This window comes from Candidatus Pantoea symbiotica (genome assembly GCF_056491525.1).
Genome location: NZ_JBSZHR010000002.1, coordinates 16,408 through 35,768, shown reverse-complemented (window position 1 = coordinate 35,768; position 19,361 = coordinate 16,408). Strand labels below are relative to the sequence as shown.

The following is a 19,361-nucleotide window of genomic DNA, read 5'->3' as shown; positions in this document are numbered from 1 at the left end:
TCTCTCATTACAGCAAACGTTGATAAAGATCGCGGTAGGCTTGTGCTGCCACCTGCCAACTAAAATCCATCCCCATCGCCTGCCGCTGAACGTAGCGCCAGAGTGCAGGACGAGACCACAGAACAAATGCGCGCCGAATCGCCCGCAGCAGCGACCAGGCATTACTGTCTTCGAAAGTGAAACCGCTGGCGACGCCATCCGCCAGGTTCTCAAGGGAGCTGTCTTGTACCGTATCCGCCAGTCCGCCGGTGCGACGCACCAGCGGCAGCGTGCCATATTTCAAACCGTACAACTGGGTTAAGCCGCACGGCTCAAAACGGCTCGGCACCATAATCACATCCGCGCCGCCGACAATGCGGTGCGAGAAGGCTTCGTGATAACCAATCTGCACACCAACGCGGCCCGGATGCTCCGCCGCCGCCGCAAGGAAACCTTGCTGCAGCTCGGCATCGCCCTGGCCGAGCAGCACCAGCTGTCCGCCCTGCGCCAGCAAACCCGGCAGCGCTTCCAGCACCAGATCCAACCCTTTCTGTTTGGTCAGACGGCTGATAACGCAGAACACCGGCGCTTTATCATCCACCTTCAGGCCCATGGCAATTTGTAGCTGGCGCTTGTTCTCCGCTTTGCTCTCCAGCGTTTCGCTGTCGTAGCGCGCGGTGAGCAGCAGATCGTGTGCCGGGTCCCAAATGCCCGGATCGACGCCGTTCAAAATCCCGCTCAGCCGCCCTTCACGCAGTCGCTGCTCGAGCAGCGCTTCCATGCCGTAACCAAATTCCGGTCGGGTGATCTCCAGCGCGTAAGTCGGGCTGACCGCCGTTATATGATCGGCATAAAACAGGCCCGCCTTGAGGTAAGAAATTTGCCCGAAGAACTCCAGCCCATGCATGTCGAAGAAGGCGCGCGGAATCTGGATCTCATCCAGATGACGTGCAGAAAACAGCCCTTGATACGCCAGGTTATGCACGGTAAATACCGTTTTCGCCGGACGACCGCGCGCGGCGATATAGGCGCAGGTTAAGCCTGCATGCCAGTCATGCGCGTGCACGATGTCTGGCTGCCAATCCGTATCAAGCCCGCTGGCAATCTCGGCACCCATCCAGCCCAGCAGCGCAAAACGCAGATAGTTATCCACGTAAGCAAACTGCGAGGTATCGTGATACGGGCTGCCGGGACGTTCATACAATCCCGGCGCATCGATTAAATAAATACCAACGCCGTTAAAATGTCCAAAAAGTAAGCGTACCGGCCCAGCAAAAGTTTGCAACTCCGCCAGGACCTCAGTATCAGGAATTCCTTTACGCAGATCCGGATAGGCGGGAATCAACACCCGCGCATCCGTACCATCGGCTATTTGCGCCTGTGGTAATGCACCGACGACATCAGCCAGTCCGCCGGTTTTCAACAGCGGGAAAAGCTCTGAACAGACATGTAAAACCTGCATCCTGAACCCCTATTATGTGACCGCTCGCGTTCCCCGCGGCGATTGCCTGTGTGCTTGTTCGTGACCTAGTTCCCTGCTGCGCCAGCCAATTTGGCCAGCATGGCGCGCGTCACCAGTACGATGCCCTCTTCTGAACGGTAGAAACGACGGCTGTCTTCATCGGGGTTTTCGCCAATGACCATGCCTTCTGGCAGCTCGCAGGCGCGATCGATCACGCAGCGACGCAGACGACACGATCGGCCAACCACCACATCAGGCAGCAGCACTGCGGAATCAATATTGCAAAACGAGTTGATGCGAATGCGTGGGAACAGCACCGAATTCACCACCACCGAACCGGAGATGATGCAGCCGCCCGACACCAGCGAATTCATCGTCATGCCGTGGCTGCCAGATCGATCCTGAACAAATTTCGCCGGCGGCAGCGGCTCCATGTGGGTGCGAATCGGCCAGCTGTGATCGTACATATCCAGCTCGGGCGTGACTGACGCCAAATCGAGATTGGCGCGCCAGTAAGCTTCCAGCGTCCCGACGTCGCGCCAGTACGGCTCGGCGTTTTCGTCAACCTGCACGCAAGAGAGTGTGAAGGAGTGCGCATACGCCTCGCCGCTGGCGACGATTTTCGGCAGCAGATCTTTGCCGAAATCGTGGCTGGAATCGGCCACTTGCAGGTCCTCTTCCAGCAGCTGATATAAGTAATCGGCGTTGAACACGTAAATGCCCATACTGGCCAGCGCTCGGCTGTCATCACCCGGCATTGACGGCGGCTTCGGCGGTTTTTCGACAAAATCGACCACGTTGTTTTCCGCATCCACCGCCATCACCCCAAACGCCGTGGCTTCGGCCAACGGCACCGGCAAGCAGGCGATGGTGCATTTCGCGCCGCGATCGACATGGTCGAGCAGCATGCGCGAGTAGTCCATTTTGTAGATGTGATCCCCGGCGAGAATCACAATGTACTGCGCGTTGTAGCGGCGAATAATGTCGAGGTTCTGTGTCACCGCATCGGCAGTCCCGCGATACCAGTGTTCGGTAGCGGCACGCTGCTGCGCCGGCAGCAGATCGACAAACTCGTTCATCTCTTCGTTGAACAGTGACCAGCCGCGCTGGATGTGCTGCACCAGCGTATGTGACTGATATTGGGTGATCACGCCGATGCGCCGAATGCCCGAGTTGATGCAGTTGGACAGCGCAAAGTCGATGATGCGGAACTTGCCACCGAAGTGCACGGCAGGTTTGGCGCGTTTCGCGGTGAGATCTTTCAGGCGCGTACCGCGCCCGCCAGCAAGGATCAGGGCAACCGTTTGTGTAGGGAGCTGGCGCGCCAGCATCAGATGATCTGTTCTATCTAATTTCACCATGTCTGACTCCTTATGATTGCTTTAGGAACACACACACACCGTGTGCGGGACCGTGCCAGACAGTTGTCAGGATGGGGTTATCTTCCCCGGCGAAAGGAGGAATGGCACGCCACTCTCCGTCTGGTAAGGCGATATCACTCACCGATTCCGTGGCGTTTATTGTTATTAACCAGCGGCCGGAGAGCAGGATCTGCATTCTGTGCGTCCCCTGTTCCCACTGCTCGGCTTCCAGTGGTGTGCCGCTGGCATTGCACCACTGCACGCTGCCATCGCCCTCCTGCCACCAGCGATCCTGCGTCAACGCGGGAATGCGCTGGCGCAGGCGGATTAACGCAGCAGTGAAGTCGACCAGGCCAAAATCATCCTGTTGCCAGTTGAGCCAGGTCAGCGGATTGTCCTGGCAATAGGCGTTGTTGTTACCGTGCTGGCTGTGACCGCGTTCGTCACCCGCCAGCAGCATTGGCGTGCCCTGCGCCAGCAGCAGCGTGGTCAGCAATCCATGAACACTACGCCGCCGCCGTTCAACAATATCGAAATTGACCTGCAGTCCCTCTTTGCCGTGGTTATGGCTGAAGTTGCTGCTGCTGCCGTCGCGATTGTCTTCGCCGTTGGCCTGATTGTGTTTATTGTTGAAGCTCACCACATCGCGCAGCGTGAAGCCGTCGTGAGCGGTGATCAGATTGATGCTGGCGTGCGGCAGACGCGCCTCACGCTGGAAAACGTCGCTGGATGCGGCAAAACGACGGGCAAAATCGCCATTATTCAGTTGACCATGCAGCCAGTAACGGCGCGCCGCATCGCGAAAATGGTCGTTCCACTCGGCGAAGTCCGGCGGAAAGTTGCCGACCTGATAACCGCCGGGACCGATGTCCCACGGCTCGGCAATCAGCTTCACCTTAGAGAGCAACGGACAGGCTTTGATGGCGGCAAACAGCGGCGCATCCTGATGAAATTCCGGCGTGCGACCCAACACGCTGGCGAGGTCAAAGCGGAAACCATCAACATGGCAAACGCGCACCCAGTAGCGCAGTGCTTCCAGCGCCCACGCCATCACCTGCGGATGACTGAGGTTCAGCGTGTTGCCGCAGCCGGTCCAGTTTTGGTATTCGCCGTTGCCATCCAGCCAGTAATAGCTGGCGTTATCCACGCCGCGCAGCGAAATCGTTGGCCCGATCTCTTCCAGCTCGGCGGTGTGGTTGAACACCACATCGAGAATCACTTCGATGCCCGCCGCGTGCAGCGCTTTGACCGCCTGCTGAAACTCCTGTAGCGGCGATAAACCGTTTTCGCCCGAAGCGTAACGCGCATCCACCGCCCATAAGGCAAACGGATTGTAGCCCCAGTAATTACTCAAGCCTAAACGGCGCAGGCGCGGCTCGCTGGTGAATTGGGCAATCGGCAACAGCTCAAGCGCGGTGATGCCGAGATGGCGCAGGTACTTCACCATAGCAGGATGACCCAGCGCCGCATAAGTGCCGCGCAGCCTTTCCGGAATTTCCGGATGCTGCTGCGTTAAGCCGCGCACATGCGCTTCATAAATCACCGTATTGCCCCACGGCGTACGCGGCGCACGATCGCCTTCCCAGTCAAAATCTTCGGCGATCACCAGCGATTTAGGCGCGATGGCAGCGTTATTCACACCGTCCGGTTCACGTTCGCCGCCGTTGAAACGCGCGTCGTCCGCCACTTCATCCGTTACCGCTTTGGCACAGGGATCGACCAAAAGCTTGGCGGGATTGAAGCGATGTCCCTGCTGCGGTGCCCACGGACCATGTACGCGATAGCCATAACGCTGGCCGGGCTTCAGCGCAGGGAAATAGCCGTGCCAGATATCACCGCTGCGCGCGGGCAGCGCGAAACGGCGCTCAGCACCGTGCGCGTCGAACAGGCAGAGTTCGACGCGTTCGGCATGCTGGGAGAACAGCGTGAAATTAACGCCGTGCCCATCATAGTGCGCACCTAACGGTTCCGGCTGCCCCTGCTCCAGCATCAGTCGCTCTCCCGCACCAGCCAAAGGGTTGCCAGCGGCGGTAAGGTCAAACTCAGCGACTGCGGCCGACCGTGGCTTTCAATCTCATCGGTATGCACCACGCCGTGGTTGCGCGTGTCGCTGCCATGATAATCGTGCTGGTCGGTATTCATGATCTCGCGCCAGCCGCCACGCTGATTGACGCCAAAGCGATAGTGCGGACGCGCTACCGGCGTAAAGTTGCTGACCACGATGATTTCATTGCCCTCGCGATCGCGGCGCACAAACACAAATACCGAATTTTCATGGTCATCGACCACCAGCCACTCAAAACCTTGCCCATCAAAATCAAGCTGATGCAGCGGCGCAAAATGGCGATAGGTGTGGTTGAGATCGCGCACCAGACGATGCACGCCGTTGTGCCAGTTATCCTCACCTTCAAGCAAATGCCAGTCGAGGCTCGCATCGTGGTTCCACTCGCGCCCCTGGGCAAACTCGTTGCCCATAAATTGCAGCTTCTTGCCGGGGAAGCCCCACATCCAGCCGTAATAGGCGCGCAGGTTGGCGAACTTCTGCCAGGCATCGCCGGGCATGCGATCGAGGATCGAACGTTTGCCGTGCACCACTTCGTCGTGCGACAGCGGCAGCACAAAGTTTTCGGTGTAGTTGTAGAGCATGCCGAAGGTCATCAGCTGGTGATGGTAGCGACGATGTACCGGATCGAGTTTCATGTAATCCAGCGTGTCGTGCATCCAGCCCAGATTCCATTTGAACCAGAAACCGAGGCCGCCATCTTCCGAAGGACGCGTGACGCCAGGATAATCGGTGGACTCTTCGGCTACCGTGACACTGCCAGGCGCGGCGCGGCCCAGAATGCGGTTGGTATGACGCAGGAAGGAAATCGCTTCGAGGTTTTCGCGTCCACCAAAGTGGTTTGGCACCCATTCGCCTTCGGCGCGGCTGTAGTCACGGTAGATCATTGACGCCACCGCATCGACGCGCAGCCCATCAATGCCAAAGCGCTCCATCCAGTACAAGGCGTTGCCGGAGAGATAATTGCTGACTTCACGGCGACCAAAGTTGTAGATCAGCGTGTTCCAGTCCTGATGAAAACCTTCGCGCGGATCGCTGTGTTCGTAGAGTTCAGTGCCATCGAACTTCGCCAGGCCGAAATCATCACTTGGGAAGTGGCCTGGCACCCAATCGAGCAGCACGTTAATGCCGGCATCATGCGCGGCGGCAATAAAGTGGCGGAATTCATCGCGCGTCCCGAAACGGCGTGTAGGCGCATACATACCGAGCGGCTGATAGCCCCAGCTGCCGTCAAACGGATGTTCGTTAATCGGCATCAGTTCAATGTGGGTGAAGCCCATTTCTTTGACGTAGGGAATGAGCTGCTCCGCCAGCTCTTTGTAGCTGAGCCAGAAGTTATTATCGGTATGACGTCGCCATGAACCGAGGTGCACTTCATAAATTGAAATCGGCTGGTCAAATCCATTGGCGGCTTTGCGCCGTGGCTGCATCTCGGTTTTTGGTGGCAGCCCGCAGATCATCGAGGCGGTTTGTGGACGCATTTGCGCTTCAAAGGCGAAGGGATCGGCTTTGATGCGCATCTGACCGGAATTATCCACGATTTCAAACTTATACAGCTGGCCATTCACCGCGCTCGGCACGAACAGTTCCCAGACGCCGAGTTCACGGCGGAAACGCATCGGATGACGTCGGCCATCCCAGAAGTTGAACTCGCCCACTACCGATACGCGACGCGCGTTAGGTGCCCAAACGGCGAAGCGCGTGCCGTGCACGCCATCAATGGTGGTGCCATGTGCGCCAAGGGTTTCGTAAGGGCGCAGATGCGTGCCTTCACCCAATAACCATGCATCCATCTCCTCCAGCAGAGGGCCGAAGCGATAGGCATCGTCAATCAGGTTTTGCTGGCCGTGCCAGTTCACCGCCAGCTGATAGCCAAACAGGTTTTTACGGCGCGGAATCACGCCACAGAAGAAACCGCGTGAGTCGAGGCAGGTTAGCTGGGCGCATTTGCGTCCAGTATTGGTTTCAATTACCCAAACATCGGAGGCATCGGGCAGTAGCGCACGCACTTCAAGGCCTTGGGCAGTTTGGTGCATTCCCAGTAGTGAAAAGGGATCGGCATAATTCCCGGCAAAAAGGGCATTGATCGCCTGGCGATCGGGAAGCTCTGACATGACTTTCTTCCTATGATTTTGCGCAGGCGACCAGAGTCGGCAGGATTATCGCCTCGGGTGCGCTGCTTTTCATTGAGCCATAGGTACACCGCGAGGACACAACCGTCCGTGGGAAAGATCATCACCGTGTACAACAACCATTTAGTTCGAAAAAACGAAAACAGTTAACAACCGGCACATCTCTGTTAAATCATAGCTTGAGGCTGGCAGAAGCCAGGGAGGATCGTGAAAAATTCTTATCGGGCGAGCAAAAAGGGGAAGCGGATCACTTGTCAGGCGCAATTTGCATGAATTTTTGCAGCCTGGATAACTAAAAAAAGGCCGGGAAACCCCGGCCTGTCTGGTTTGCCGCTGCGCTTAGTCGATCAGCAGACGCAGCATGCGACGCAGCGGTTCAGCTGCACCCCACAGTAACTGATCGCCCACGGTGAAGGCGGAAAGGTATTCCGGTCCCATGTTCAGTTTGCGCAGGCGGCCCACTGGCGTAGTTAAGGTACCAGTGACGGCGGCTGGCGTCAGTTCGCGCATGGTAATTTCGCGATCGTTTGGCACCACTTTCACCCACTCGTTATGTGAAGCCAGCAGCTGTTCGATTTCGCTCAGCGGCAAATCTTTTTTCAGCTTCAGGGTGAATGCCTGGCTGTGGCAGCGCAATGCGCCAACGCGCACGCAGAGGCCATCAACCGGAATCACATTGCTGGTGCGCAGAATTTTGTTGGTTTCCGCCTGGCCTTTCCACTCTTCGCGGCTTTGGCCGTTATCCAGCTGCTTGTCGATCCACGGAATCAGGCTGCCCGCCAGCGGCACGCCGAAGTTGTCGGTTGGTAAGGTGCCAGAGCGGGTGAAATCGGTCACGCTACGTTCGATATCCAGAATCGCCGAAGCCGGATCCTGCAGCGATTTCGCCACGTGATCGTGCAGCATGCCCATTTGTGTCAGCAGTTCACGCATGTGACGTGCGCCGCCGCCCGATGCCGCCTGATAAGTGGCAACCGACGCCCACTCAACCAGATCGTTGGCAAACAGGCCGCCCAGCGACATCAGCATCAGACTGACGGTGCAGTTACCGCCAACAAAGGTTTTGATGCCATTGTCGAGGCCCTGACGAATCACGTTATGGTTAACCGGATCGAGAATGATGATGGCGTCATCTTTCATGCGCAGCGTGGAAGCCGCATCAATCCAGTAACCCTGCCAGCCGCTTTCACGCAGCTTAGGATAGACTTCACTGGTGTAATCACCGCCCTGGCAGGTGATAATAATATCCAGCGCCTTCAGCGCCTCGATATCAAAAGCATCCTGCAGCGCACCGGTCGACTTACCGCCGAATGTTGGTGCCGCCTGACCAAGCTGTGACGTGGAGAAGAAGACCGGATTGATAACATCAAAATCACGTTCTTCGCTCATGCGTGACATCAGCACTGAGCCGACCATGCCACGCCAACCAATAAAACCTACATTCTTCATTTTCTGTCCGTCTCGGGTGCTCTCGAAAGAGGCCGTGTGGTGCGAGGAAAAGACTGGCCGGATAATCGTGCCAGTCTGCGTAATAATCAGGTTTACCTATGACCGTCAACTCTACAAAATGCAGCACTTCTGGCAAGTGAATTAATTCGATTGCGTTAACTTTTTCAGCAGTACAACTAATAATGGCTAACCCAACATGACTGAAATGATATCCGCGACCATATTGCTGCTGTTGATTATGGACCCGCTGGGCAACCTGCCGATCTTTATGTCGGTATTGAAGCATCTGGAACCCAAACGCCGCCGCGTGGTGCTGATGCGTGAAATGCTGATCGCGCTGATCCTGATGCTGCTGTTTTTATTCGCCGGTGAACGCATTCTGGCGTTTCTCAATCTGCGCACCGAAACCGTGTCGATCTCCGGCGGCATCATTCTGTTCCTGATCGCCATTCGCATGATTTTCCCTTCGGAGGAGAGCAGCTCCAGCGGCTTACCCGCCGGAGAAGAGCCGTTCCTCGTGCCGCTGGCGATCCCGCTGGTGGCCGGTCCGTCGCTGCTGGCGACGCTGATGCTGTTGTCGCATCAATATCCCAACCAAATGACGCATCTGGTCGGCGCGCTGCTGATCGCGTGGGGCGTGACGGTGGTGATTTTGCTGATGTCGGGGCTGTTTTTACGCCTGCTGGGCGACAAAGGCGTTAACGCGCTGGAGCGCCTGATGGGATTGATTTTGATTATGCTGGCGACGCAGATGTTTCTGGATGGGATTCGTACGTATCTGAAGTTGTAACAGCAGATAGGTGCGTTTTGTAGGGTCGCCATTCATGGCGACCGCTATTTACGGAAACCGCGATTATTTCTGCTTCTTGTCGATCGGTTTACCCGACCAGTAACCGGCCAGCAGCGAACCTGACAGGTTGTGCCATACCGAGAACAGCGCGCCCGGCAGTGCAGCTAACGGCGAGAAGTAGAGTTTGCCCAGCGTGGCCGCCAGACCTGAGTTCTGCATGCCCACTTCCAGCGCCAGCGTGCGGCAGGTCGATTCATCGAAGCCAAACAGCTTACCACCCCAATAACCGCCCAGCAGACCAATCGCGTTATGCAGGATCACCGCCACAATCACCATCAAGCCGACGGAACCGATAAAGCCCTGACTGCCTGCCACCACCGCGCTAATGATCAGCAGAATACACACCATCGAAAACGCCGGCAGATACGGCTCAACGCGGCGCACCACGCTGTTCATGGAGTGATGGATAATCAGGCCGAGGCTAATCGGAATCACCACGATTTTCACGATGCTGAGCAGCATGCCGACCACATCCACCTGAATGTGCGTATCAACATAGAAGCGAGTCAGCAGCGGCGTGGCGAAAACCCCCACCAGCGCCGACACGGATGAGATGGTCACCGACAGCGCCACATCGCCCTTCGCCAGATAAATCATCACGTTAGAAGCGGTACCGCTGGCCACGCTGCCGACCAGAATCATGCCTGCCGCCAGATCAGGTGGCATCTGGAATAGCTTTGCCAGGCCCCACGCGGCCAGCGGCATCACCAGATAGTGCAGGAAAGTACCGGCGATCACCGGCGCCGGACGCACCAGCACGCGTTTAAAATCATCGATATTTAGCGTTACGCCCATGCCGAACATAATCAGCATCAGCAGATAAGTCACCCACGGCCCAATGCCGAGAAAGGTGGTAGGTGAATAATAAGCAGCGACCGAGAGCAGCACGGCCCAGAGTGGGAACAGGCGGGTAAGTTTGCCGAGCATAACCAGACTTCCTTAGGAATTTTTTTATATTGCCACAGATGAAATGTCGCGCAGGGAACGACCACAGCGACGGACGCGGGATCATAACATTTCATTATCTTGACGTAAGGCGGGAAGTCGCTTGCGGGGGAAAATGCGGATCGGCTGCTGCCGATCCGCAGAAATACGGCGAAGTTACTCTGCTTTTTCCAGTACAAAGCGGTAGATCGCACCACCAATCGCGGCACCGATAATCGGTAACAACCAGAACATCCACAGCTGTTCCAATGCCCAGCCGCCCTGGAAGATCGCTACACCGGTACTACGCGCCGGGTTAACCGAGGTGTTGGTCACAGGAATGCTCACCAGGTGGATCAGCGTCAGCGCCAGGCCGATAGCAATCGGTGCGAAACCTGCCGGAGCACGTTTATCGGTCGCGCCCATGATCACAATCAGGAACACAGCGGTCAGCACCAGCTCAGAGATCATGCCCGCTTGCAGGCTAAAGCCACCCGGCGAGTGTTCACCGTAACCGTTCGACGCGAAGCCGCTGGCCGCTGCATCGAAACCGGCTTTGCCGCTGGCGATCAGATACAGCACGCCAGCCGCCGCAATCGCACCGACCAGCTGCGCGATGATGTAAGGCACAACCTGCGCTGCCGGGAAACGTCCGCCAACTGTCAGGCCAATGGTGACCGCCGGATTAAAATGGCCACCTGAAATGTGGCCGACGGCAAATGCCATCACCAACACCGTCAAACCAAATGCCAGCGCGACACCAGCAAAACCAATACCTAACTGTGGAAACGCCGCGGCCAATACCGCACTGCCACAACCGCCTAAAACCAGCACAAAGGTGCCGAGTGTTTCAGCCACTAATCTTTTCATATCTATTCCCTCAAATAATTTAATGTTTTCGCGGCGGGATTATCGTTTTTGGCGATTAAAGCGCAACCGCTGAATGAGAGATTAGTGTGATTCTTAGGCAATTCCAGCGAAAACAAGACGGTTCTCGCTAGTTATAATGGGGTTTCTCAGAAATGTCTGGACCGAAAGTTTAGCTGCCGCTGGGCTTAAATTATTGTTTAAAAAAATTAACCAATAAAAAAGCCGGACCATGTCCGGCTTGATTTATATCGCTAAAAATTTGCCTTAAGAACCAAAAAGATTCTTGTGCAGCGCACGCACCACTTCTTCCGCGTCTGGGGTTGGAACCAGGAAGCAAAGGTTATAGCTGCTGGCACCGTAGCAAATCATGCGCAGGTTGAAGGGTTCTAGTGCTCCGAATACTTCTTTGCCGACGCCACAAGCTTTTGACAGATTGTTGCCGATGATCGCCACCAGCGCGAGGTTCTCTTCCACTTCCACACGGCATAGTGAAGAGAGTTCGGTCAGCAGCGCCTGGGTCAGCAAGCTGTCGCCGGTGGTGGTTGAACCGGTGCTGTCCAGCGTCAGCGCCACGCTCACTTCGGAGGTGGTTACCAGATCGACGGAGATGCTGTGGCGCGCCAGGATGTTAAACACCTCAGCAAGGAAGCCGTGTGCATGCAGCATATTCAGGCTATGCAACGTTACCAGCGTCTGCTTACGACGCAGCGCCAGCGCACGGAACAGCGGTGGATTTTTGGTTTCATTGCAGACGCGCGTACCGCCCGCAGCCGGATCTTTGCTCGAACCGACAAATACCGGGATATCGCTGCGCACGGCTGGCAGCAGAGTTGCTGGATGCAGCACTTTGGCACCAAAGATCGCCATTTCCGCCGCTTCTTCGAAGGTAATTTCTTCGATGCGTTTAGCGGTGGACACCACGCGCGGATCGGTGGTGTAGATACCGGCCACATCGGTCCAGATATCGATACGTGCAGCCTGCAGCGCTTCGCCCAGCAGCGCAGCGGTATAATCGCTACCGCCACGACCGAGCGTGGTGGTGCGGCCTTTAATTTCGCTACCGATAAAGCCCTGCGTCACCACCAGCGCTTCCGCAATGCGCGGCTGAAGTTGTGTTGCGGCCAGCTCTTTCAGCGTGGCGACTTCTGGTTCTGCACGACCGAATCGATCGCTGGTGCGCATTACTTTACGCACGTCAAACCATTCACTGTTGACCTGACGCTCGCGCAGAATCTCCACGAACAGCAGCGTCGACATCAGCTCACCGTGGCTCACCAGCTCATCGGTCAGCGCATGTGAGGTCGCCAGCGAAGTGGCTTCAGACAGCATGGTGATGTTTTCCAGCATGCGATCAATCTCTTCGCGGATCACATCCGGCGATTGCAGACGATCGATGATGGCGTATTGAATACGGCGGATTTCATCCAGCAGGTAAGCGCGCTGCGCTTGTTCCTGGCCTTCAGCAAGGGAAACCAGCAGATTGGTGACGCCAGCGGAGGCAGAGAGCACCACTAAGCGAGTATTAGCGTCCGACAGCACAACATCTGCGCTGCGGTTCATAGCATCAAAATCGGCAACGCTGGTGCCGCCAAATTTAGCCACGATAAGAGTTTGGGACATATTACGAACCCCGTGTCAGGTTATCTTTCTTCCGTTTTGGGGCGGAAGACATAGTAGCAGCCTAGGCACAAGAGAAGAGCAGAATTGGGCAGACAAGATCAGTAGTAGACAAGTCACCAAAAGCGCTTCACCTTGCGAACCGTCCGACTGTGGACGATTCTGGTGACAACCCAGAGGATTCAGCCCCTGCAGCCGACAGTGCAACACCCCGCGTGTTGCCCCACCTCGGCGTCACACCCCCTGATGTGTTATCTGCGGATACGGATCCTCAAACACACTGCCTGGGCGACGCGCCTCTTCTGGCTTACACCCGGAGGTGTAAGTAGCGCGCATAAATTACTGATTATTTTCCCCCCTGTCCATCCCTGCACTTTGAGGATTTCTCACTTTTACACTTCGGTAAACGCATCGTTGAACAAACGCGCCCGCCAACCGCGGCCTAAAGTAGTGTCCGAATCAGACAAAAGCGGCTTTTTTCTGATGCGGCACAGGGAATTCTCCTGGCGCAGCACCGACAATCGCTGCCGGATTTACCTGAAACAGTGCGGCCACGGTCACAAATTTTTTCCCTTCATTGGTAACTGTGGTCATACTCTTCCCCGTGCAAGAGTGCTATGGATGCCGGGCCAGCAGGATGCCCCGGATGGAATGACGGTTCTTATTTCAACTAGAGTGTTGCCATGAAAAATATCAATCCGACACAAACCGCTGCCTGGAAAGCGCTGCAGCAGCATTTTGACCAGATGAAATCGGTGCAAATCGCCGACCTGTTTGCGCAAGATGCCGATCGTTTTGCGAAATTCTCTGCCACTTTCGATGACCAGATGCTGGTGGATTTCTCCAAAAACCGCATCACCGAGGAAACCCTCGAAAAATTACAGGCGCTGGCTAAAGAGACCGATCTGGCAGGCGCCATCAAATCGATGTTCTCTGGCGAGAAGATCAACCGCACCGAAGAGCGCGCAGTACTGCACGTTGCGCTGCGTAACCGCAGCAACACGCCAATTGTGGTGGACGGCAAAGATGTGATGCCGGAAGTCAACGCGGTGCTGGCGAAGATGAAAGGCTTCTCCGAGCGCATCATCAGCGGAGACTGGAAAGGCTATACCGGTAAAGCCATCACCGACGTGGTGAACATCGGTATTGGTGGTTCAGACCTTGGCCCATTCATGGTGACCGAAGCGCTGCGTCCGTACAAAAATCACCTCAACATGCACTTTGTTTCTAACGTCGATGGCACGCACATCGCCGAAACGCTGAAAGATCTCAGCCCGGAAACCACGCTGTTCCTCGTGGCATCAAAAACCTTCACCACCCAAGAGACCATGACCAACGCCCACAGCGCGCGTGACTGGTTCCTGAAAACCGCCGGCGATCAGCAGCACGTGGCGAAGCACTTCGCAGCGCTGTCGACCAACGGTAAAGCGGTGGGTGAGTTCGGTATCGATACCGACAACATGTTCGAGTTCTGGGATTGGGTTGGCGGCCGCTATTCACTGTGGTCAGCGATCGGCTTGTCGATCATTCTCTCCATCGGCTTTGAGAACTTCGAGCAGCTGCTGAGCGGTGCGCATGCCATGGATAAGCACTTCGCCAACACGCCTGCCGAGCAGAACCTGCCGGTGCTGCTGGCGCTGATCGGTATCTGGTACAACAACTTCTTTGGTGCCGAAACCGAAGCGATTCTGCCGTACGACCAGTACATGCATCGCTTTGCTGCTTACTTCCAGCAGGGCAACATGGAATCCAACGGTAAATACGTTGACCGCGAAGGCAATCCGGTGGATTACCAGACTGGCCCAATCATCTGGGGCGAGCCTGGCACCAACGGCCAACACGCGTTTTACCAGCTGATTCATCAGGGTACCAAACTGATTCCATGCGACTTCATCGCACCGGCGCTGAGCCACAACGTGCTGACCGATCACCATCCGAAGCTGCTGTCGAACTTCTTCGCGCAGACCGAAGCGCTGGCGTTTGGTAAGTCACGCGACGTGGTAGAGAAAGAGTTTACCGATGCCGGTAAATCTGCTGAATCTGTCGCGCACATCGTGCCGTTCAAGGTGTTTGAAGGTAACCGCCCAACCAACTCCATCCTGCTGCGTGAAATCACCCCGTTCAGCCTCGGTTCATTGATTGCGCTGTATGAGCACAAGATCTTCACTCAGGGCGCGATTCTCAACATCTTCACCTTTGACCAATGGGGCGTTGAGTTGGGTAAACAGCTGGCAAACCGTATTCTGCCAGAGCTGGAAAATGACGCTAAAATTAGCAGCCACGATAGCTCCACCAATGGCTTAATTAATCGCTATAAATCCTGGCGTTAATTTCCCGGCTAATTTGCAGAAGGCGGCGTAATTGCCGCCTTTTTTATGACAACCAGGACATCTCACTCGCAATATTATTATTTACCGCATTAAACAGGGTTAGAAAATTCTTAAAATGGAGTAAGGAAATTCGCAATTCACTTCAATCTACTGCAGCTTACTCCGCTTTAAAATGGACCTAATCCAACACCCTTGATAATTTATCCATCTGATAGATATATGATTTTTATTTAACCCTTCTGAGCAAATTCCGATTATTCTCATTCCGTACCAATATTTAGTGCAAAAGTGAAAAATTCTGCCGTGAAATGCCCAGGCATTCACTTATTCTATTAGCCCAAAAAAAGGCATTTAAAAAAAGCAGCTAACGCCAATTCGCCTTATTTATCACCAGAAACGTCCCTGGTTTGTGCCCTCTTTTACTCATGCTGAACTCTGGTAATTTGTTGCCCTATACTGAACGCGCCCGAAATCTGGGTAAATCCTACATTCATTGATTCATATAAATGCAGGAAACGTTGTTATGAAAAAACTGATGGTTGCCGGTGCAGCCTTACTTTACGTTGCCGTTTCCTCCGCTGCGATTGCCGCACCGGAAGAAGCTGGTGCTGCAGCAGGCGCACAGGCGGGAGCAATCTCAACTGGCGCGTCTACCGCTGTGGGTATCGGCGCGCTCGGTGCGTTAGTGGGTCTCGGCATTGCTGCTTCTGGCGGCGGTGACGGTGCAAATACCGGTACAACAACAACCACCACAACGAGCACCACTCGTTGATGTAGCACCTTTAAGCATAACCACACACCCGTGTGGTTATTTTTTGCTTGGCTTATTTAGACAGGGATACACAGTGCGCCGACTCTCTTTGCTACTTCTTTGCCTGTTGTTGCAGGCCTGCACACAAACGCAAAAAGGCCTCGAACAAACCGTGATGCTGGCCGTCAACGGCCCGGATGATGTCACGGTCACCGACGAACAGGTTGCTAACCTGCCCTACGCCAGCCTCTATGCCCGTATCAATGAAGGTCCGCGCATCTTCGTGGTGCTCGGTTACAACGAGAACGGCCAACAGAAGTGGATCACCCAGGATAAGGCGATGCTGGTGATGCAGCATGGCCGCCTAATCAAAACCCTGGGTTTACCGAGCAACCTCGCTGACGTCAGTAACCTGGCGCAGGATCCACTCGCCGATGCGCTGCATCTGCAAAACGGTGCCAGCTGGACGCGCGTGGTGCAGTGGCGCGAGCAAGACAAAGTGCGTGCCGCCACCGCCGTTTCACGTTTCGAGCGCGGTGACGATACGGTGCTGGATATCGCCGGTGAACGCGTGCCGTGTCGCGTCTGGCATGAAACCGTGCGCATGGAGAGCGTGGGCGCGGAGTGGCAGAACACCTTCTGGATCGATAACCGCGATGGCACGGTGCTGCAGGCCAATCAGATGCTGGCCGCTGATGCCTTCCCAGTTGAAACCACTATTCTGAAGCCGGCGAAATCATGAAAAAAATAACTCCAATGCTGGCAGCGTTAACGCTGCTCACGGCTGGCCACGCGCTGGCGGCGGCGCAAGTCACCGTGCACGCTTTACAGGGAAAAAACACTCTGCAAATCAACGATGCGCAGAATCTCAGTCAATTACTCACCCATCCTGAACTGCGCAGTTGGTGGCCGGGCACAGTGATTGCCGAGCGTGGCGCGACTGCGGTAGCACAGCAACAGCAGAAACAGCTGCTGGCCGATCTTCGCGCCTGGCAAACCGACAGCGGCGAGTCGTTAGCCGCAACCATCGGCTCGGTTATCCACCAGCTTGGCGCGGTGCAGGTAACGGGTCGCCAGTTCACCTCGCTCGATCCCGACGCCGTGCGCCTGCATCCACAGGATAACCGCACGCTGCAAGGCAGCTATGACCTCTACACGCTGGCACAACCGACGCAGGTGTTAGTGCTGGGGGCGTTGAGCAATCCGGGTAAAGAGAGCTGGCAGCCGGGCCGCGAAGTGCGTGATTACCTCGACGGCCACGATCGTCTTTCCGGCGCGGAACGTAGCTATGCCACGGTGATTGCGCCGTCCGGCAGCACTCAGCAAGTTCCGGTCGCTTACTGGAATCATCGCCATATCGAAGTGGAGCCCGGCAGCATCATCTGGCTCGGTTTCACCTCATGGAGCTTGCCATGGGGCCAAAGCGATTTGAATGAGCGCATGCTTTCCGTTCTGACTCACCGGATACCAGACTGATGAAAAAACAATTACTTCTCAGCCTGTTGGCTGCTTCTGTTTCCGCCGCTTGCCAGGTGCACGCGGAAACCTGGCCTGAACCGGTCGGTCCTTCGCAATCGGATTTTGGTGGCGTTGGCCTGATGCAGACGCCGACCGCGCGTATGGCGAAAGAGGGCGAGTTTAGCGTCAACTTCCGCGATAACGATCAATATCGCTACTATTCCGCCTCATTGCAGCTGTTCCCGTGGCTGGAAACCACCGTGCGCTATACCGATGTGCGTACCCGCCGTTACAGCGCGGTGGAAGGATTCAGCGGCAACCAAAGCTATAAAGATAAAGCCTTCGATGTGAAGCTGCGTTTGTGGCAAGAGAGCTATTGGCTGCCGGAAGTGGCGGTTGGCTCGCGCGATTTAGGCGGCACTGGCTTGTTCGACAGTGAATATCTGGTGGCGAGCAAGGCGTGGGGGCCATTCGATTTCAGTCTCGGTATTGGCTGGGGTTATCTCGGCAACAGCGGCACCCTCAAAAACCCATTCTGCTCGTACAGCGACAGCTATTGCAGCCGCAGCGGCGGCGGCGAAACCGGCACCATCAACGGTTCACAGATGTTCCACGGCCCGGCAGCACTGTTTGGCGGCGTGGAATACCAAACGCCGTGGCAGCCACTGCGTCTCAAGCTGGAGTACGAAGGCAACGATTATCAGGATGATTTCGCCGGTCGCCTGGAGCAGCGCAGCAAGGTTAACGTCGGTGCGATTTATCGCATCACCGACTGGGCGGACATCAACGCCAGCTACGAACGCGGCAACACCTTTATGTTCGGCTTTACTCTGCGCACCAACTTCAACGATCTGCATCAATCGCACATCGATAGCCAGAAGCCAGCCTACAACCCGCAGCCGCAGCCGCAGGGCGACTTGTTGCAGCCAACGGTGGTGGCGAACCAGCTGACCGATCTGAAGTACAACGCGGGACTGAACGGCCCACATATTCAGACCAAAGGCAGCACGCTGTATGTCTCAGGCGAGCAGACCAAATATCGCGACACGCGCGAAGGTGTCGATCGCGCCAATCGCATCATCATGAACAACCTGCCGGCCGGCATCGATACCATCGACGTCACCGAGTCGCGCTTTAATATGCCGCAGGTCAGCACGCGCACCAACGTTGCCAGCCTGCACAACGAGCTGACGGGTTATCCGCTGGGCCATGAACAGCCGCTGCAGCAGACGCGTGAAGATCCGGTTGATCCCGGCACCACCGAGCAAGGTTTCTTTATCCGCAAAGATCGTCTGAACTACAGCCTGTCGCCGGTGCTGAATCAGTCGGTTGGTGGACCAGAAAGCTTCTACATGTATCAGGTTGGCGTGATGGCCAATGCCGATTACTGGCTTACCGATCACCTGTTGGTCGGCGGCAGTCTGTTTGGCAACATCGCCAATAACTACGACAAGTTCAACTACAACGGCGCTCCGGCGGATTCCACGCTGCCGCGCGTGCGCACGCACATTCGTGATTACGTTGAGAACAACGTTTACGTTAACGATCTGCAAGCCAACTACATGCATGCGCTGGGTAACGGTTTCTACGGCCAGGTTTACGGCGGTTATCTGGAAACCATGTACGGCGGCGTCGGCGGCGAAGTGCTGTATCGTCCAATTGATAGCAACTGGGCATTCGGTGTTGATGCCAACTACGTGAAGCAGCGTGATTGGGACAACATGATGCAGTTCACCGATTACAAAGCGACAACCGGAAATCTGACGGCGTATTGGCGTCCATGGTTTATGCAGGATGTGTTGGTGAAGGCCAGCGTCGGGCAGTATCTGGCGAAGGATAAAGGCGTGACGCTGGATGTGTCGAAGCGCTTTGACAGCGGCGTGATGGTTGGTTTCTATGCCACTAAAACCAACGTCTCCGCCGAACAGTATGGCGAAGGCACCTTCACCAAAGGCTTCTACATTTCGGTGCCAATGGACCTGTTTACCGTGACGCCAACGCGTGGCCGTGCGCAGGTGAACTGGGTGCCGTTGACGCGTGATGGCGGGCAGATGCTGGGTCGTAAATATCAGCTGTATGACCTGACGTCAGATCGGGATGCGCGGTTTAATTAATT

General features: G+C 55.8%; 15 protein-coding genes and 1 riboswitch. Of the genes, 6 read left to right on the top strand and 9 right to left on the bottom strand.

What is annotated here, in order from left to right; translation table 11 throughout:
• Window positions 1-7 precede the first annotated feature (7 nt).
• The 5 genes from glgA to asd form a co-directional block, all read right to left on the bottom strand.
• Complete coding sequence (gene glgA / locus ACXIZX_RS00810; protein WP_008109867.1) at window positions 8-1,441, bottom strand: glycogen synthase GlgA; 1,434 nt, start codon at window positions 1,439-1,441, stop codon at window positions 8-10.
• Window positions 1,442-1,506: 65 nt separating this feature from the next.
• Window positions 1,507-2,802, bottom strand: a complete 1,296-nt coding sequence (gene glgC, locus ACXIZX_RS00805; protein ID WP_008109866.1) for a glucose-1-phosphate adenylyltransferase — start codon at window positions 2,800-2,802, stop codon at window positions 1,507-1,509.
• Between the two features lie 10 nt (window positions 2,803-2,812).
• The gene (gene glgX, locus ACXIZX_RS00800) at window positions 2,813-4,792 is read right to left on the bottom strand and encodes a glycogen debranching protein GlgX (RefSeq protein WP_479403444.1); all 1,980 of its coding nucleotides are present in this window, start codon (window positions 4,790-4,792) and stop codon (window positions 2,813-2,815) included.
• Window positions 4,792-6,978 carry a 1,4-alpha-glucan branching enzyme gene (gene glgB, locus ACXIZX_RS00795; RefSeq protein WP_479403443.1) on the bottom strand — a complete coding sequence of 729 codons (2,187 nt, stop codon included), beginning with the start codon at window positions 6,976-6,978 and terminating at the stop codon, window positions 4,792-4,794. The genes glgX and glgB overlap by 1 nt, the downstream gene beginning before the upstream one ends.
• Window positions 6,979-7,335: 357 nt before the next feature.
• Window positions 7,336-8,445, bottom strand: coding sequence for an aspartate-semialdehyde dehydrogenase (asd, locus tag ACXIZX_RS00790; protein WP_008109860.1), 1,110 nt, complete (start codon window positions 8,443-8,445; stop codon window positions 7,336-7,338).
• A gap of 196 nt (window positions 8,446-8,641) precedes the next feature.
• Between asd and ACXIZX_RS00785 the strand changes: the two genes are divergently transcribed.
• On the top strand, window positions 8,642-9,235 hold the full coding sequence (locus tag ACXIZX_RS00785) for a YhgN family NAAT transporter (protein WP_008109858.1): 594 nt from the start codon (window positions 8,642-8,644) through the stop codon (window positions 9,233-9,235).
• Window positions 9,236-9,298: 63 nt separating this feature from the next.
• Here the strand turns inward: ACXIZX_RS00785 and panS are convergent, their stop codons facing one another.
• From panS to ACXIZX_RS00765, 4 genes are all read right to left on the bottom strand, one after another.
• The gene (panS, locus tag ACXIZX_RS00780) at window positions 9,299-10,222 is read right to left on the bottom strand and encodes a ketopantoate/pantoate/pantothenate transporter PanS (RefSeq protein WP_008109856.1); all 924 of its coding nucleotides are present in this window, start codon (window positions 10,220-10,222) and stop codon (window positions 9,299-9,301) included.
• A 174-nt stretch (window positions 10,223-10,396) separates the two neighbouring features.
• Window positions 10,397-11,089 carry an aquaporin Z gene (aqpZ, locus tag ACXIZX_RS00775; RefSeq protein ID WP_008109855.1) on the bottom strand — a complete coding sequence of 231 codons (693 nt, stop codon included), beginning with the start codon at window positions 11,087-11,089 and terminating at the stop codon, window positions 10,397-10,399.
• A 264-nt stretch (window positions 11,090-11,353) separates the two neighbouring features.
• On the bottom strand, window positions 11,354-12,709 hold the full coding sequence (lysC, locus tag ACXIZX_RS00770) for a lysine-sensitive aspartokinase 3 (protein ID WP_008109853.1): 1,356 nt from the start codon (window positions 12,707-12,709) through the stop codon (window positions 11,354-11,356).
• 112 nt (window positions 12,710-12,821) lie between these two features.
• Window positions 12,822-13,016: riboswitch (Lysine riboswitch) on the bottom strand.
• A gap of 149 nt (window positions 13,017-13,165) precedes the next feature.
• Complete coding sequence (locus ACXIZX_RS00765) at window positions 13,166-13,300, bottom strand: hypothetical protein (RefSeq protein WP_256698111.1); 135 nt, start codon at window positions 13,298-13,300, stop codon at window positions 13,166-13,168.
• Between the two features lie 89 nt (window positions 13,301-13,389).
• On the opposite strand from ACXIZX_RS00765, the gene pgi reads away from it, so the two are divergent.
• The 5 genes from pgi to ACXIZX_RS00740 all read left to right on the top strand — a co-directional run bounded on the left by pgi (window position 13,390) and on the right by ACXIZX_RS00740 (window position 19,359).
• Window positions 13,390-15,036 carry a glucose-6-phosphate isomerase gene (gene pgi, locus ACXIZX_RS00760; protein WP_479403442.1) on the top strand — a complete coding sequence of 549 codons (1,647 nt, stop codon included), beginning with the start codon at window positions 13,390-13,392 and terminating at the stop codon, window positions 15,034-15,036.
• 523 nt (window positions 15,037-15,559) lie between these two features.
• Window positions 15,560-15,808, top strand: coding sequence for an exopolysaccharide production protein YjbE (yjbE, locus tag ACXIZX_RS00755; RefSeq protein WP_008109848.1), 249 nt, complete (start codon window positions 15,560-15,562; stop codon window positions 15,806-15,808).
• A gap of 73 nt (window positions 15,809-15,881) precedes the next feature.
• Entirely contained in the window at window positions 15,882-16,529 is a 648-nt protein-coding gene (locus ACXIZX_RS00750; protein WP_008109845.1) for a YjbF family lipoprotein, read from the top strand.
• Window positions 16,526-17,263 carry a capsule biosynthesis GfcC family protein gene (locus ACXIZX_RS00745; RefSeq protein ID WP_179451803.1) on the top strand — a complete coding sequence of 246 codons (738 nt, stop codon included), beginning with the start codon at window positions 16,526-16,528 and terminating at the stop codon, window positions 17,261-17,263. Before ACXIZX_RS00750 ends, ACXIZX_RS00745 begins: the two co-directional genes overlap by 4 nt.
• Window positions 17,263-19,359, top strand: a complete 2,097-nt coding sequence (locus tag ACXIZX_RS00740) for a YjbH domain-containing protein (protein WP_479403441.1) — start codon at window positions 17,263-17,265, stop codon at window positions 19,357-19,359. The genes ACXIZX_RS00745 and ACXIZX_RS00740 overlap by 1 nt, the downstream gene beginning before the upstream one ends.
• Window positions 19,360-19,361: the final 2 nt, after the last annotated feature.